The organism is Janthinobacterium sp. BJB304 (genome assembly GCF_002735765.1).
Taxonomy (GTDB): domain Bacteria; phylum Pseudomonadota; class Gammaproteobacteria; order Burkholderiales; family Burkholderiaceae_D; genus Janthinobacterium.
The window spans coordinates 107917-123979 of record NZ_PDZN01000010.1; the positions used below are offsets into that span (position 1 = coordinate 107917).

A 16063-nucleotide genomic window follows, 5' to 3' on the forward strand; every position below is an offset into this window, starting at 1 on the left:
ATCATGAGCAAGCCAAAGTCCGACGCGCGCATCGCGCCCTATACCCATGCCGCGGCCGGTTGGGGAGCACTCAAGTACGTGGCCATCAATCTGTTCAAGGAAAAAGTCAGCGCGGGCAATTACCGTTCGCTGTTCGAGCAAAACCAGCCCGACGGCTTCGACTGTCCCGGCTGCGCCTGGCCCGACCGCGAACACGCGTCGACGTTTGAATTCTGCGAAAACGGCGTCAAGGCCGTGGCCGCCGAATCGACGAGCAAGCGCGTGCGTCCCGAGTTTTTCCAGGAGCACACGGTCACGGAATTGATGGAGCAGTCGGACTATGATCTGGAACAACATGGCCGCCTGACGGACCCCATGGTGTACGACGCGGCCAGCGACAAATACCAGGCGATAGCCTGGGACGATGCGTTCGCCCTCGTGGCGCACCATTTGCACGCGCTGGACGACCCGAACCAGGCCGCCTTCTACACATCTGGCCGCGCCAGCAACGAAGCGGCCTTTTTGTATCAGCTGTTCGTGCGCGCCTACGGCACGAATAACTTCCCCGACTGTTCCAACCTGTGCCACGAAGCGACCAGCCGCGGCTTGCCGGAAACGGTGGGTATCGGCAAGGGCACAGTGCTGCTGGACGACTTCGAGCATGCGGACACCCTGCTGCTGTTCGGCCAGAACCCGGCCACCAACCACCCGCGCATGCTGGGCGAATTGCGCGAAGCGTCGCGCCGCGGCGCCACCATCGTTTCCATCAACCCGCTGCACGAACGGGGCCTGGAGCGTTTCACCAGCCCGCAGCATCCGCTGGAAATGCTGACGGGCGGCAGCACGAACATCTGTTCGCTGTTCATCTGCCCCACCCTGGGCGGCGACTTCGCGCTGATCAAGGCCATGGCCAAGCGCGTCGTCGAGCTCGATGATGACGCCGTCGCCCACGGCCAGGAGCGCGTGCTCGACTGCGCCTTCATCGCCGAACACACGAGCGGCTTCGACGCCTTCGCCGCCGACCTGCGCGCGGAAAGCTGGGACTTGCTGCTGGCCGAATCGGGCGTGGCGCGCGACAAGATCGAAGAGTTGACGCAGATCTATATCAAAGGCAAGGCCGTCATCGCCACCTGGGGCATGGGCGTGACGCAGCACAAGAATTCGCTGGCCACCGTGCAAATCCTGTCGAACTTGATGATGATGCGCGGCAATATCGGTAAGCGCGGCGCGGGTCTGTGCCCCGTGCGCGGCCACTCGAACGTGCAGGGCGACCGCACCATGGGCATCGAGGAACAGCCGACCAAGGAATTCCTCGACCGCCTGGGCCTGGTCTTCGGTTTTGAACCGCCGCGCCACCACGGCTACGACGCCGTCGGCACGATCGAGGCCATGCTGGAGAAAAAGGTGAAAGTGTTTGTCGCCCTCGGTGGCAATTTCTCGATGGCCACGCCGGACACGCCGCGCACCTGGGATGCGCTGCGCTCGTGCGACCTGACGGTCCACATCGCCACCAAGCTCAACCGCAGCCATCTCGTGCACGGCAAGGATGCGCTGATCCTGCCCACCCTGGGACGCACGGAGATCGACGTGCAGCAAGGCGTGGCGCAGGGCGTGACGGTGGAAGACTCGATGAGCATGGTGCACATCTCGTTCGGCATGAACCAGCCCGCCTCGCCCAATCTGCGCTCGGAAATCGCCATCGTGGCCGGCATGGCGCAAGCGACAATCGGTAGCGAGAAGATCGACTGGCTGCGCTATTCCGGCAACTATGCGCTGCTGCGCGATTCCATCGAGCAAGTCTTTGACGATTTTTTCGACTACAACTTGCGCGTGGCCAAGCCGGGCGGCTTCCACCTGGAAATCGCCTCGCGCGAACGGGTGTGGAAGACGGCAAGCGGCAAGGCGCAATTCCTCGTCAACGCCGTGGAACGCGATACGCCGATCCACCGCGCGCGCCAGCAATATGGCGAGCGCCTGATGGTGCTGATGACCACGCGTTCACACGACCAGTACAACACGACGATCTACGCCATGGACGACCGCTACCGGGGCGTGTTCGGCCAGCGCCGCGTCGTCTTCATCAACAAGGACGACCTGGCCATGCTGGGTTTTGCGGCCGGCGACTGGGTCGACCTGATCGGCGTGTGGCATGACGGCATCGAACGCCGCGCCGACCGCTTCCTGCTGGTCGAGTACGACATTCCGCGCGGCTGCATTGGGGCCTACTACCCGGAAACCAATCCGCTGGTGCCGCTGGGCAGCGTGGGCGAAGGCTCGCGCACGCCGACCTTCAAATCCATCCCCGTGCTGCTGGCGCCGTCGGCCGCCCTCAGCTGATCAGGAGAACGCCATGTTCGGTTTCGATACCCTGGACCTGTCGCGCGCGCAATTTGCGATGACGGCCATCTTCCACATCCTGTGGCCCATATTGACGATCAGCCTGTCGCTGTTCCTGTTCGTCGTCGAGGCGCTGTGGCTGCGCACCAGCGACCCCGTCTACTACCGCCACGCGCGCTTCTGGAGCAAGCTGCTGGTGCTCAACTTTGCCGTCGGCGTCGTCAGCGGGATTCCCCTGGAATTCCAGTTCGGCACCAACTGGGCGCCGTTCTCGCACCATTCGGGCCAGTTCATCGGCAACATCCTCGGCTTCGAGGGCGCCATGGCCTTCATGCTGGAAGCGGGTTTCATCGGCGTCATGATGTTCGGCTGGGGCCGCGTACCGAAGGGCGTGCACCTGTTTGCCACCGGCATGGTGGCGCTCGGTTCCAGCATTTCCTCGTTCTGGATCATGGTCGCCAATTCCTGGATGCAGACGCCGGCCGGCGTGCGCGTGCTTGATGGCAAGATCATCGTCACCGATTACGTGGCCGCCATCTTCAATCCCGACATGGCCTGGGCCGTGGGCCACATGTGGGTGGCCGCCGTGGAAACGGGCTTGATCGTCATCGCCGGCATTTCCGCCTGGTATATGTTCAAGCGCCGCGAACCGGCCTTCTTCGCCCGCTCGTTCAAGCTGGCGCTGATGCTGTTGCTGGTCATCGCACCGTTGCAAGTGTGGCTCGGTGATTCGAGCGGCGTCGACGTCTTCAAGACCCAGCCCGCCAAGGGCGCAGCCATCGAAGGCCACTGGCACACGAACCCCGATGGCGAAGGGGCGGCCTGGTCCCTGCTGGCCTGGCCCAACCAGACGGAGCAGAAGAACGACTGGTCGCTCGAAGTGCCCGGCATGCTCAGCGTGATCGCCACGCATAGCGCCACGGGCAAGATCACGGGCCTGGCCGACATCGCCCGCGCAGACCAGCCGCCCGCGCTGCCGCTGCTGTACTACGCGTTTCGCGCCATGGCCGGCATCGGCATATGGTTCGTGCTGCTGGCGTTCTGGACCTTTGTGGCCTGGCGCAAGGTGGGTGGGCGGGTGCAGGAGTTCGTGCGCAACCGCAAGCTGCTGCTGGCCTGGGTGCTGACGATACCGCTGCCGTATATCGCCGTCGAATGCGGCTGGATCGTGCGCGAAGTGGGACGCCAGCCATGGATCGTGTACGGCCTGCTGCGCACGCGCGACGCCGTTTCCGACGTGGCGGCCCACGCTGTGGCCGGCAGCATGCTGATGTTCTATGTGTTTTACATCGTGCTGTTCGTCACTTTCTTTGTATTTGCCAGGAAATGGCTGCAACAAGGCCCGGACGTGGCGCTGCCCCTGCCGGACGCCGCCCATGCCGCGGGGTATTGAAATGCGCCCCCATCAATCAAGGAGTATGTAATGGATATCAATTCGCATGCCATGCTGGGCAATGCCTGGTTCGGCCTGATCGGCCTGATGCTGGTGTTTTACGTGGTCACGGACGGCTTCGACCTGGGCGTGGGCATCCTCAGCCTGTTCACGCGCCGCGAGCAGGAACGCAACCTGATCTTCCAGTCGATCGAGCATGTGTGGGACGCCAATGAAACCTGGCTGGTGGTGGTGGGCGGCGCCCTGTTCGGCGCCTTTCCCAGCGCCTACGCCACCCTGCTGGAACAATTGTACATTCCCATCATGCTGCTGATCGCCAGCCTGATCATGCGCGGCGCCTCGATCGAGTTCCGCCATGCGGCCGGCAACAAGCGCCTGTGGGACCTGGTCTTCGGCGTGGGCAGCCTGCTGGCCGCCGTGGCGCAGGGCGTGGTGCTGGGCAAGGTCATCACGGGCTTGCAGCCGGGCCCGCTGAGTGCGGTCTTCACGGCCTGCACGGCGCTGGGCGTGGTGGCCGGCTATTGCCTGCTCGGCAGTACTTACCTGATCAAGAAGACGGGCGGCCAGCTGGAAGCGGCGGCGCGCCGCTACGCGACCACCAGCGTGCTGGCAACAGTCGCGGCCGCCATCGTGCTGTCTGCCGGCACCATGGTCTTCAGCGCCATCGGCCACGACCGCTGGGCGCAGCCGGGCGTGTTCGGCGTGCTGCTGGCCCTGGCCGCCGTCGCCGCCAGCGCGTTTATTTACATCCTGTGGGCCGTGCACGTGAACGGCGTGCGTGGCCCCTTCCGCGGCGCCATCGTGCTGTTTTTGGCGTCGTTCGCGGGCCTGGCCATCAGCTTCTTCCCCGATCTCGTCCCGGGCAAGCTGAGCATCGCGGCGGCCGCGTCCGATGAGCCGACGTTGATCTTCATGCTGATCGGCATGGGCTCCATGCTGCCGATCATGATCGGCTACAACCTGTTCCAATATTACGTCTTCGAGGGCAAAGTCGTGCCCCGCAAGCATTGATCGGCATCAGATCATGATCATTCGGCCTACCACCAACTGGTTTCGCATGCTGTTCGTCTGGAACGGCTCGGTGCTGCAAGCCATCATCCCGCAACTGCTGCTGATGCTGGTCGTCAGTTCGCTGGCCCTGCTGACGGACGGCCGCATCTTCGGCGTCAAGATTCCGCTCGATACGGCGCCGTTCCCCATGGTCGGCATCAGCCTGGCGATCTTTCTCGGCTTTCGCAACAACGCCAGCTATGCCCGCTTTGTCGAGGCGCGGCATATCTGGGGGCAATTGCTGATCGCCGCGCGCGCCCTCGCTTCGCAGGCGCTCACGTATTTGCCGCAGGAAACGAGCGGCCTGGACCACCAGTTGCTGCTGCGCCGCCTGATCGCCTTCGTCTACGCGCTCAAGCATCAGCTGCGCCAGACGGACCCGCAGCAAGACCTGGCGCGCTACCTGCCGGCCGAGGACGTGCAGCGCTTGCAGGGCGTCAACTTCAAGCCCGTCGCCGTGCTCCATTCGGTGCGCGCCATACTGCACGAGGCCGTGCAGCGCCAGCCGGGCCAGACGCAACTGCTGTGGATGCTCGACACGCAGCTCAACGATCTGGCCGCCACCGTGGCCGGCTGCGAGCGCATCAAGAACACGCCGATTCCGTATCCGTATGGCGTGCTCGTGCACCGCACCGTCTATATGTATTGTTTTTTACTGCCGTTGGGCCTGGTGGACGCCATCGGCGTGGCCACGCCCCTCATTTCCGTCTTCGTTGCCTACACCCTGTTCGCGCTGGAAGCCATCGCGCAGCAGATCGCCGAACCGTTCGGCCTGGCGCCCAACTGCCTGGCCCTGAACGCCATGACGCGCGAAACGGAACGCTCGCTGCTGGAATTGAACGGCGACCCGCTGCCGCCCTCGATACGGCCCTGCCCCCGCTATCTGATCGATTAACCGGAGGAAAAATCATGGAATGCGACATCGACATCACCACCATCGAACGCGACGGTTTCCTAAAAGTGCCCATGGTGCGCCACCAAGGGGGCGTGGCCACGGCGGGCCACGACATGGTGGCCGAGGAATATCCGGTGGCCCTCGTCTACAACGGCATCGCCCACGCGGTGATGATGGCCACGCCGCGCGACCTCGAGGAATTCGCCGTCGGCTTCACCTTGACGGAGGGCATCGTCGGCAGCGTGCGCGACATCTACGACCTCGACGTGTGCTGCAGCGCGGACAGTGCGGAAGTACGGCTGACCATCGCGCAGCCCGATTTGATCAAGCTCAAGGCCCGCCGCCGCGCGTTGACGGGGCGCACGGGCTGCGGCGTGTGCGGCATCGAAAGCCTGGCCCTGCTAGACCTGGTGCCGGAAAAGATTACGCGGCCCCTGCCGCCGCTGGTGGCCAGCAGCGCCATCCTCGGGCGCGCCGCGCGCGAGCTGCTGCCGTACCAGGAGCTGATGCACAAGACGGGCGGCGTGCATGCGGCCGCCTGGTGCACGGCCGAGGGTGCGGTGGTAAAAGTGTTCGAGGACGTGGGCCGGCATAACGGCCTCGATAAACTGATCGGCTACCTGGCGCTACACCGCATCGCCATGCACGACGGCTTCGTCTTCCTGTCCAGCCGCGCCAGCTATGAACTGGTGCGCAAGTCGGCGCGCATGCATATCGGGCTCGTCGCCACCATCTCGGCGCCCACCTCGCTGGCCATCCGCATCGCGCGCCAGGCCGGCATGCAGCTGGCCAGCTTTTGCCGCCGCGACGGTTTCGTCGACTATACGGCCGGCGACGCGCCGCCGTCGTGACGGAGGAAACACGGGGCAAGCGTACCGTTTGGCAAGCCGATGCTACATTTTTTTCCGCAAAGCAAGTGCACGCTTGACTTGCCGCCGCTGCGGGCATTCAATGGCAATGGTTACTAATTATTAACTTTATCTGCTGTCACGCTCCTGGCGCGGCAGCAATGAAAGGATGGCGCGATGGCCCTGGCACACGAGCAGCATCTGGCAGACACCTGGCAAACGGGCGACTTGAAGCCGCGCGCCTGCGACTGCGGCGGCACCGTCTTCACCATCCTGCACCAGCGGGTGATGGCGGACATGCGGCGCCGGCAATTTCTCGGCGGCGCGGCCGCCATGCTGGCGCCCTTCATCGGCTTGTCCACCAGCAATGCTATTGCCCAGCAGCCGCAAGCATCCGACCGCCCCCTGTTGCTGACCAATCTGCGCCTGTTCGACGGCACGGGCAAGGCGCCCCGCGCAGGCATCCACGTGCTGGTGACGGGGGCGACGATTGCCGCCCTGCTGCCGGCCGGCGAGAAAGTCGAAGGCGCGCAAGTGATCGATTGCCAGGGCAAGCTGGTGATGCCGGGCCTGATCGACGCCCACTGGCACACCATGCTGGCCGCCATCAACCAGGTGACGGCCATGACGTCCGACGTCGGCTATTTATATCTGGTGGCGGCGCAGGAAGCGCGGCGCACCCTGCTGCGGGGGTTCACGTCCGTGCGCGATCCCGGCGGCCCCGCGTTTGCATTACAACGCGCCATCGATGAAGGCATCGTCGACGGTCCGCGCATCTTCCCGTCGGGCGCCATGATTTCGCAAACCTCGGGCCATGGCGACTTCCGCATGCGTTCCGATATCCCGCGCGCGGCCAACGCGCCGCTGGGCATGGCGGAAACGGCGGGCATGGCCATGATCGCCGACGGCGAAGCGGAAGTGCTGCGCCGCGTGCGCGAGCAGCTGATGCTGGGCGCGACGCAGATCAAGATGATGGCCGGCGGCGGCGTCGCCTCCATGTACGATCCGCTCGACAGCACGCAGTATTCGGAACGCGAACTGCGCGCCGGCGTGGAAGCGGCCGCCGACTGGGGCACGTATGTGATGACCCACGTCTACACGCCGAAAGGCATCCAGCGCGCCATCCGCGCGGGCGTGCGCAGCATCGAGCACGGCCAGCTGGCCGACGACGAATCCGCGCGCATGATGCGCGACACGGGCACGTGGTGGAGCCTGCAACCTTTCCTGCAAGACGCGGATGCAAACGTGTATCCCGACGCGGCGCGCAAGGCCAGCCAGGCCATCGTCTCGGAAGGTACGATACAAGCGTATGCGCTGGCGCAAAAGTACGGCATCAAAACGGGCTGGGGCACGGATATCCTGTTCAACGCGAAAAACACGCCCACGCAGGGCCGCCAGCTGGCCAAGCTCACGCGCTTTTACGATCCCCTTACCTTGCTGGCGCAGGCGACGGGGCAGAATGGCGAACTGCTGGCCCTGTCCGGCCAGCGCTCGCCCTACCCGGGCGCCTTGGGCAAGCTGGCGGCAGGCGCGCTGGCCGACTTGCTGGTGGCCGATGGCGACCCCGCGAAGAATCTCGATTTCCTCGCCCAGCCGGAAGAAAACCTGCTGCTGATCATGAAGAACGGGCGCATCTACAAGGACAAATTGAGCGCGCCGCTGGCAAGCTGAAGGCGGGCGCGTTGGCAACGGCGGTGGCTTGCCGCATAATGCGCCCATGTTCAAACTGACTTTTCTCGGCACGTCTTCCGGCGTGCCCACGCGCCACCGCAACGTCACGTCGCTGGCCCTGCAAACCACGCACAACCGCGACTGGTGGATGATCGATTGCGGCGAAGCCGCACAGCACCGGCTGCAGCGCCTGCCCTTGTCCGTGCACGACCTGGTGGGCATCTGCATCACCCACGTGCATGGCGACCACAGCTATGGGCTGCCGGGCCTGCTGGCCAGCGCCTCGATGACGGGGCGCAAGAAACCCTTGCTGCTGATCGCCCCGGCCGCCATCAAGGCCTGGATCGACGCGACCCTGCTGCACACGGAACTGTTTTTGACGTACCCGCTAATCCACATCGACGTGGACAGCGCGCCAGTCGTGCATGCAGCAGCGGGCTTGACCGTCTCGCGCCACGCGCTGTCGCACCGCGCACCGAGCGTCGCGTATCGTTTTGCGCTGGAAACAAGCAGATGGAAACTGGACAAGACGGCCCTGCAGGCGGCCGGCGCGCCGCCCGGTCCCGCCTGGGGGCTATTGCAGGCGGGCCAGGATGCGCTGCTCGACGATGGCACGGTCTTGCGCGCCGCCGCTTTCCGCCAGACGGAAACGCAGCGCGCCACCGTGGTGATCGGCGGCGACAACGACACGCCGTCCTTGCTGACGGACGCCTGTGCCGATGCGCAACTACTCGTGCATGAAGCCACCTACACGGAAGCCATGCTGCAAAAAGTGGGACCCGGCCCCACGCACAGTTCCGTGCAGCGCGTGGCGCAGTTTGCCGAAGCGGTGCACTTGCCGAATCTGATCCTCACGCACTTCAGCGCCCGCTATCACAATGCGGAAGGCATGGCCGAGCTGGAAGCGGAAGCACGGCTGCATTACTCGGGTGAACTGTTCCTGGCGCGCGATTTCGACAGCTATGAACTCGATGCGGCGGGCGTGCTGACCAAGGTGCCGGCGAAATCGTCGTTCAGTGGGGATTGACGCCGTATTGCGCCGCATACTCGGCCGCCAGCGCGCGCGCCGCCTGCTGCTGTGACGGCGTGAGGATCTCCAGCAACTGGTCGCGGTTCTTGATCGATTGCGTGCTGCCCGCCTCGGCCGGCATGGCGATCCATGCGTACGCCTGCACGTAATCGAGCTCCACGCCCTGCCCTTGCGCGTACAGCAAGCCGTATTCGTTCTGCGCCGACAGGGAACCGGCTTCGGCCGCCTGCTTGTACCAGAAGGCCGCCTCGGCGTAGTCTTGCAGTACATCAATACCCTTGCGGTAGGCCTGCGCCAGGTTGAATTGCGACTGGCCATCGCCCGCCTCGGCCGCCTGGCGTCCGTACGCGAGCGATTGCGCCATGTCTTGCGCGACGCCGTCGCCGCTTGCATACATCAGGGCCAGGTTGGCCAGCGACGGGGGAAAGCCCGCCTGCGCGGCCGCCGTGAACAATTCCACCGCTTTCGGCAAGTCTTGCGTCACGCCATGGCCCTGGTAATACAGGCTGGCCAATAAATGCTGGCCGGCGGGATCGCCAGTGTATGCCGCGGCATCGAATTGTTTAAAGGCCTCGGCGTAATTGCCGTCGTTATAAGCGAGGATGCCCGCTTCATTAAAAGATGCACTGGAAACAGTCATGAAGATTCCTTGTTCGGGGATTTTTGGCATTGTACACAGCACTGTTGCAGGCAGAATGCACGATAGGGTATGGTGTGGCGCATTGCCCAGATCCTGCGTTATGATCATTCTCCACCTGATGCAATCGGGGCATTGTGCCCGAAGAATAACGCCATGAAATTGATTGTTCTGCTTTTATCCCTGATTGCCACGTCGGCTTATGGCGGCACCTTGCATCTGGACAAAGCCGCGACAGGAAAAGTACGGCAAGCGGCCGATATCCGCTATGTCAATCACGATGAAAAACAAACCTACCAGCTGAAAATCGGCAAGCAGTGGATGACTGGCAGTTGCAGCAGCAGCGGCACGGGCAATTTGCACGCGCTGCTGGCCGACATGAATTTCGACGGCCATGCCGACCTGTGGGTCACTGGCTATACGGATAGCCAGGGGCGCATCCGCTGTTCCGACGTGTGGCTGTGGGATGCGCAAGCAAAACAATACAGTTTCAACAAACCCTTATCGGCCATTCCGAATTTCGATATCAGCATCGCCGAGCAAAGAATCGAAGGCGGCATCGCCAATTGCGGCTGCGCGGCGCAATGCTTTTATGAAGACAGCTATAAGTGGCAGGCTAACAAGTTAATCACCGTCGCCCGGCGCGCACAGGATTGCGAGCGCTACCGGGAATATGGATTGAACGATAAAAACGACCTGGTCATCGTCAAGGATGAAAAGATCGATAGCGGCAATCCAGGCCAGCAAGCCATCGAACATACCAACGTCGTTGACTGGCAGCGCCATGCGCAATCCATGCGCAAATCCTGGGAGTAAATCCTTCAATACCATCGAATAATTCACTTACACATGACGACACATTCAACATCAATTACTTTCCATGCAGCCAGGGCGGAAGATACCGCGGCCTTCATCGCCTTGCGCGGCAAGACGCGGCAAAACGCCGTTTCCAAAGAACGCCTGGCGGAAGTGGGCATCACGGCCGACACCTGGGCCGATATGATGCGCTCGGGCAGCCTGCCCGGCCAGGTCTGCCATCACGACGGCCAGCTGGCCGGCTACTGCTTTGGCGAGCGCGACACGGGCGAAATCATCGTCCTGGCGCTGCTGCCGGAATTCGAAGGCTTAGGCATCGGCAAGACCTTGCTGGAACTGGTGATGGCCGAGCTGCGCGCGCAGGGCCACCAGCGGCTGTTCCTCGGCTGCTCCAGCGACCCCGCCTCGCGCTCCTACGGCTTTTACCGCTACCTGGGCTGGACGGCGACGGGCGAGACGGACAAGTATGGCGACGACGTGCTGGAGTTCGTGCTCAACTGACAGCAAGGGACGCCGTCGCAGCGCTTTCGTCGTCCCCTGTCATGCGCAGCTCCATCGTATTTCCCGCCGCCACTCGTGCTGTCGAGCATGACGATTTCGCGTATTGGCGACAGCCACGCCACCGTTATCAAAAAAACGCCTGTTGACAATTTCCTCCATGCATGAATTACCAACAAGGCAATCGCCTTGAAGCATGGCATTCCCGTCTGGAGCGGCATGTTCTCTCATGCCCACCGCCTCGTTGCCTCACGTTGCGCGCGTTTCCTTCCGATCATCATCTTCCGAAAACACGGAAATTTCAGCAGCATCCATTTGTAAAGAAAATCTTTACTGTTGTAAATAAGAGCAACAGTGATAGATAAAATTGACATTTCCTATATGGAAATGTTTTTATGTGTCTTCTAGGTAAAATGAATATCACATTTTACAAAAAATGACTGCAATTGAACGGTCAAACTAGATCGAGTTGGCAGGCGCGTGCCCATCGCAAGGTGCTTGTTTCAACAGTTTTTCACATATAACGGGTCCTGAGAATGACTCGTACGGAGAAGTGAATTGACTAAGAAGTTTGTTTTGAAGCGCAGCGTCGTCGCTGTCGCATTGACATTGTCCTCATCCCATATGGCGTTTGCCCAGGAAGCACCGGCAGAACCGGCATTGCAAAAAGTCCTGGTGACCGGTTCGAATATCAAGCGCACTGAAAAAGAAGGCTCCTCGCCTATCCAGACCTTGAATGCCAAGCAGATTGCCGCTACCGGCGCCAATACTGTGGCCGAACTGTTGCACTCGATTCCTGCCTTCGGCTCGGGCTCGTCGGTGGACGTGACCGACGGCGGCTTTGCCCGCGGTGCGGCAACCGCCTCCATGCGTGGCCTCGGTTCGTCTTCCACGCTGATTTTGCTCAATGGCCGCCGTATCACCGCATCCGCCTATGCCGACCCGAATCAGGGAAAATCGGCCGTCTATGACTTGAACAGCATTCCCGTCTCGGCCATCGAACGCGTCGAAGTATTCAAGGATGGCGCATCGGCCGTGTACGGTTCCGACGCCATCGCCGGCGTCGTCAACTTCATTACGAAAACCAAGTACACTGGCGCCGAAATGAGCGCCAGCATCAGCGCCAACGACGACGGCGAATTTGCCCGCAAGAGCGCCAGCGGTATCTTCGGCTTTGGCAAGGACCGCTTCAATGCCTTCGTCAGCTTTGACGTAGCCAAGCGCGACAGCACCATCATCAAGAACGAAAATGACGTCGAGAAAGGCATGTATGCCGACATCAACGGCCGCCTGAACCCTTTCTCCAGCAGCCTGACCACGTCGCCTTTCTTCTACGCTGAAACGAAGCCTGGCACGAAGAACTTCGCCACCACCTACGCCCAGCGCGCGCAAATCATCAACCGCCTGGACTGCCCGGCGTCGCAGCAAATCACCGGCAACATGGCGGCGCATAACATGCTGGCAAGCGACACGCTGGTGGGACGCACCTTCTGCAACTTCAACATCGACGATTACGCCGAAGTGCAAAGCGCCGGCAAGGACGCCAACGTGCTGTCGCGCGCCACGTTCGAGATCAATGACGACGTGACCGCCTTTGCCGAAGCCGGCTACAGCCGTTCGGAGCGCACCTATCTGCGCGTGCCGACGGCCTTCCGCAGCACGGCTTCGACCACCGTGTATCAACTCAACGGCGCACCGCAGCAGTTCCAGATGATCTTGCCGGTAGGTCATCCTGACAATCCATTCCCGACACAGCGCGCCGCTGTCGGCTACCGCGTCAGCGCCCCGGGCGGCGCCTCCAATCTGAACGAAAGCTATCGCTTGCTCGCTGGCGTGCGCGGCACGGCTGGTGCGTGGGATTGGGAAACGGCCGTACTGTGGAACCGTTCCGAACGCACAGAAACCACGAATGGCATGCTGTATCGCCCGACCCTGGAAAAGGTCATGACGCAGAACTGGACCCTGGCGCAGGTCAATGCCGATCCTAGCGTCACGCGCGACCTGGAAAACCGCGGCTTTGCCCAGGTAACGCAAGTCGACGCCAAGGCGAGTACCGCATTTGGCCAGCTGGCCGGCGGCCAGGTCGGCGTGGCATTCGGCGCTGAATTCCGTCAAGAAAAAATCGGCCTGACGCCAGACATGGCGACGCAGCGCGGCGACATCATCGGCCTGGCCAACTCGATGGCCGATGGCCAACGCAATGTCAGCTCGACATTCGTCGAAGTACGCACGCCGTTTGCGAAATACTTTGAAATGGACTTTGCCGGCCGTTACGACAAATACCCTAACCTGAAGGGCAACTTCGTGCCGAAAGTCGGCGCCAAGTGGACCATCAGCGACCGCGTAGCCGTTCGCAGCACCTATGCCGAAGGTTTCCGCGCACCAGCGCTGACCCAGGTCTCGCCTGGCGGCGTGCAGTCGTTTGGCAACGTGGTTGACCCGCTGCGCTGCCCGGACGGCGTCAATCCGGCCACCGGCGCGGATAAAACTGATTGCAAGAAAGGCATTTCCAGCCTGTCCTCCGCCACGCCTGATCTGCGCCCTGAAACATCGAAGAGCTACTCGCTGGGCCTGATTCTGGCGCCGACCAAGGAAATCGACGTGCTGGTCGATTACTACCGCATCAAGAAAGTGGATGAAACCGCTTTGTTCAGTGCGCAGTACATGGTGGATCGCCAGGACCGCTACCCTGGCAGCGTCGTACGCGACAACAATCCGGCCAATCTGGTGACCGATGCCAATGGCAACGTGGTGCCTAACTCCGGTCCGATTTCCCAGGTCAACCGTTCGTATGTGAACCAGGGCAGCACCGAAGTGCAGGGCATCGATTTCGAAGTGGCGTACCGCAAATCGCTGGGCGATCTGGGCCGTCTGACCGCCAACCTGAACTGGAGCTATCTGATGAGCTTCAAGCGCGCCGAACGTCCGGGCGAAGTGGCAACCGATACCTCCGGTGCGAACGGCGGCCTGTCCGACTATGCCACCTCGGTCGGCGACAATCCCAAGAACCGCGGCAACCTGTCGGTCAACTGGACCCGTGGCGACCACTCGCTGACGACATCGGTAGATTTCGTCGGTCCCGTATCGTTGCTGCGCCGTAGCGACAACAATGTGGTCTACGAGAAACCATACTGCCAGTACGGCGTGGGTCAGCCGAAGTCGGCATATGGGCTCGGTGGTTTGCCGAAGTATAGCAACTACATCAGCAGCTGCGACGTGAAGAGCTGGACGACGACCAATATGGCGTACTCCTACACGGGCTTCAAGGATCTGACCCTGTCGTTCAATATCAAGAACCTGTTTGATATCAAGGCGCCATATGATCCACGTTACCCAGTGGAAGGCTTCAATCCGCAGTTGCACAATGGTCAAGGCCGCTACTTCCGCATCAGCGCCAACTACCACTTCATGTAATCCTCTGCTGCCGGCGTGATGGTGCGCCAATAGCCAAGGGCTGAGTCCTGTGTTGCACAGAGCTCAGCCCTTTTTAGTTTCAGATGGGGAATGCCGAAGGTCTGCCCATGCACCAAGCCCGGAATCGACAGTTTCCGCCAGGTTTCAGCCGCTGACAAGCAGTGTGCCGCCTGGCCACCGCCGGCTCAAGGCGTCTTCGTATCCTCTTCCTTGTCGGCCGCCGCCAGCCCCCAGTCATTCCAGCCTTCGCCAAACAGCTCGACCGGATGCTGCGTGCGTTCGGAACCATTGCCGCAGCGCATGGCGTCCGGCGGACAATACTTGTCGCAACCCCAGCAGATGCGCTCGGGGTTCTTGGGGTTCAGGGGAAAGGGCTTGGCCATGGCGTGGGGATGCAGTCGGTTGAGGTCTCTTCGACGACTCTAGACCTGACGCGGGAGGCGGTCAAACGAATTTCAGTGAGGAATTTGCCCGGGGTCAATTCTATGCATATGGCTGGCGTGGCGGAAAGACGCAGTACACCTCCAGCACGGTCCGCGCCACATTGACACTGCCATCGGCCGCCGGCTGTGCCTTGAGTTCGTCCAGCGCATACACCATCGTCACCGTGGCACCGGGCACGAACAGCTTGATGTCCTGCTTGCGGTGCGTGTAGATGCTCTCGTCGACTGTCGAGCCATCGGTCAGACGCAAAGTGAAGCTGTTGACTTGATCGCCGCGCCGGCTATCCTGGCCCGCGAAATACGTGCGCTCGATACAGCCCGTCAACGTTTGCGTCTGGATGCGGCCGGCTTTGATGCTTTCCCACCATTCTACGGAGGCGAACAGGCCGTGCCTGCCTTTCAGGCCCATGTGGGGCCGGGAGCTGTCGAGGGTAAGAGCCTGGGTCTTGGCGCTGCGAGCGGGGTCTTGCGCCAGGGCTTCGGCGAGGGTGTAGACGGGTTTCATAAGGGCACAAGCGTTCCTGGAAGCGCTCACTTAATGTTTGCGCCGAATGATAAAAGCATTGGCGGCAGGTTCAAAACCGAGCGTCGGATAGTAGGACATGGCATCAGGGGCGGAAAGCAATATCAGGGACACTTCGTCGCCGATGACGGCCTGGGTGCGCTGGACAAGCGCTTTGCCGATACCCAGGCCCTGGTATTGCTTGTCTACCGCCAGATCCGAGAGATAACAGCAATACGCATGGTCGGTCAGCGACCGGGCCAGCCCCACAAGCTGGCCATCCACCCACGCCGACAGCACCAGACAAGGCGCGGCAAACATGCGCGCGATTCGCGGGAGGTTGCTGGTGGGCCGCTTGATGCCGGATTGATCGAAGACGCGAACAACGTCCAGCGGATCAAGAGGAAAGTTATGACGATATTCGACAGTGGTGTTTTTCATTGGTTCACGGGTGTAAGGAGATGGCGCATGGGAAACCTCTGCCATGCACCTAGTATAACCAGCGATGATCGCGGCATGTGGATGATACTGCACCGGTGACGGGGCGCCA

14 protein-coding genes are annotated in these 16063 nt (G+C 61.9%); 10 read left to right on the forward strand and 4 right to left on the reverse strand.

Features of this window, described 5'->3' with window-relative positions; genetic code table 11:
• The first annotated feature begins 3 nt into the window (after positions 1-3).
• From CSQ95_RS13920 to CSQ95_RS13950, 7 genes are all read left to right on the forward strand, one after another.
• Positions 4-2316 carry an FdhF/YdeP family oxidoreductase gene (locus CSQ95_RS13920; protein ID WP_099409931.1) on the forward strand — a complete coding sequence of 771 codons (2313 nt, stop codon included), beginning with the start codon at positions 4-6 and terminating at the stop codon, positions 2314-2316.
• A 13-nt stretch (positions 2317-2329) separates the two neighbouring features.
• The gene (locus CSQ95_RS13925; protein ID WP_099409932.1) at positions 2330-3709 is read left to right on the forward strand and encodes a cytochrome ubiquinol oxidase subunit I; all 1380 of its coding nucleotides are present in this window, start codon (positions 2330-2332) and stop codon (positions 3707-3709) included.
• A gap of 30 nt (positions 3710-3739) precedes the next feature.
• Positions 3740-4720 carry a cytochrome d ubiquinol oxidase subunit II gene (locus tag CSQ95_RS13930; RefSeq protein WP_099409933.1) on the forward strand — a complete coding sequence of 327 codons (981 nt, stop codon included), beginning with the start codon at positions 3740-3742 and terminating at the stop codon, positions 4718-4720.
• A 13-nt stretch (positions 4721-4733) separates the two neighbouring features.
• The gene (locus CSQ95_RS13935) at positions 4734-5654 is read left to right on the forward strand and encodes a bestrophin family protein (protein ID WP_099409934.1); all 921 of its coding nucleotides are present in this window, start codon (positions 4734-4736) and stop codon (positions 5652-5654) included.
• A 14-nt stretch (positions 5655-5668) separates the two neighbouring features.
• On the forward strand, positions 5669-6505 hold the full coding sequence (fdhD, locus tag CSQ95_RS13940; RefSeq protein WP_099409935.1) for a formate dehydrogenase accessory sulfurtransferase FdhD: 837 nt from the start codon (positions 5669-5671) through the stop codon (positions 6503-6505).
• A 174-nt stretch (positions 6506-6679) separates the two neighbouring features.
• Entirely contained in the window at positions 6680-8173 is a 1494-nt protein-coding gene (locus CSQ95_RS13945) for an amidohydrolase family protein (RefSeq protein ID WP_099409936.1), read from the forward strand.
• A 46-nt stretch (positions 8174-8219) separates the two neighbouring features.
• The gene (locus tag CSQ95_RS13950; protein ID WP_099409937.1) at positions 8220-9200 is read left to right on the forward strand and encodes a ribonuclease Z; all 981 of its coding nucleotides are present in this window, start codon (positions 8220-8222) and stop codon (positions 9198-9200) included.
• Here the strand turns inward: CSQ95_RS13950 and CSQ95_RS13955 are convergent.
• On the reverse strand, positions 9187-9843 hold the full coding sequence (locus tag CSQ95_RS13955; RefSeq protein WP_180279054.1) for a tetratricopeptide repeat protein: 657 nt from the start codon (positions 9841-9843) through the stop codon (positions 9187-9189). The two genes, CSQ95_RS13950 and CSQ95_RS13955, sit on opposite strands and share 14 nt — an antisense overlap.
• A 153-nt stretch (positions 9844-9996) precedes the next feature.
• Between CSQ95_RS13955 and CSQ95_RS13960 the strand changes: the two genes are divergently transcribed.
• The 3 genes from CSQ95_RS13960 to CSQ95_RS13970 all read left to right on the forward strand — a co-directional run bounded on the left by CSQ95_RS13960 (position 9997) and on the right by CSQ95_RS13970 (position 14568).
• Positions 9997-10656, forward strand: a complete 660-nt coding sequence (locus tag CSQ95_RS13960) for a hypothetical protein (protein ID WP_099409939.1) — start codon at positions 9997-9999, stop codon at positions 10654-10656.
• Positions 10657-10689: 33 nt separating this feature from the next.
• On the forward strand, positions 10690-11157 hold the full coding sequence (locus CSQ95_RS13965; RefSeq protein WP_099409940.1) for a GNAT family N-acetyltransferase: 468 nt from the start codon (positions 10690-10692) through the stop codon (positions 11155-11157).
• Between the two features lie 606 nt (positions 11158-11763).
• Positions 11764-14568, forward strand: a complete 2805-nt coding sequence (locus CSQ95_RS13970) for a TonB-dependent siderophore receptor (RefSeq protein ID WP_143449972.1) — start codon at positions 11764-11766, stop codon at positions 14566-14568.
• Between the two features lie 185 nt (positions 14569-14753).
• Here CSQ95_RS13970 and CSQ95_RS13975 read toward each other — a convergent pair whose 3' ends face one another.
• The 3 genes from CSQ95_RS13975 to CSQ95_RS13985 all read right to left on the reverse strand — a co-directional run bounded on the left by CSQ95_RS13975 (position 14754) and on the right by CSQ95_RS13985 (position 15954).
• A complete protein-coding gene (locus CSQ95_RS13975; RefSeq protein ID WP_070224865.1) occupies positions 14754-14951 on the reverse strand; it encodes a DUF3079 domain-containing protein in 198 nt (65 codons plus the stop codon).
• Between the two features lie 100 nt (positions 14952-15051).
• Positions 15052-15516: a hypothetical protein gene (locus CSQ95_RS13980; protein ID WP_180279055.1), complete on the reverse strand. Its 465-nt coding sequence runs from the start codon at positions 15514-15516 to the stop codon at positions 15052-15054.
• A gap of 30 nt (positions 15517-15546) precedes the next feature.
• Entirely contained in the window at positions 15547-15954 is a 408-nt protein-coding gene (locus tag CSQ95_RS13985; RefSeq protein ID WP_070224861.1) for a GNAT family N-acetyltransferase, read from the reverse strand.
• Positions 15955-16063 lie beyond the last annotated feature (109 nt).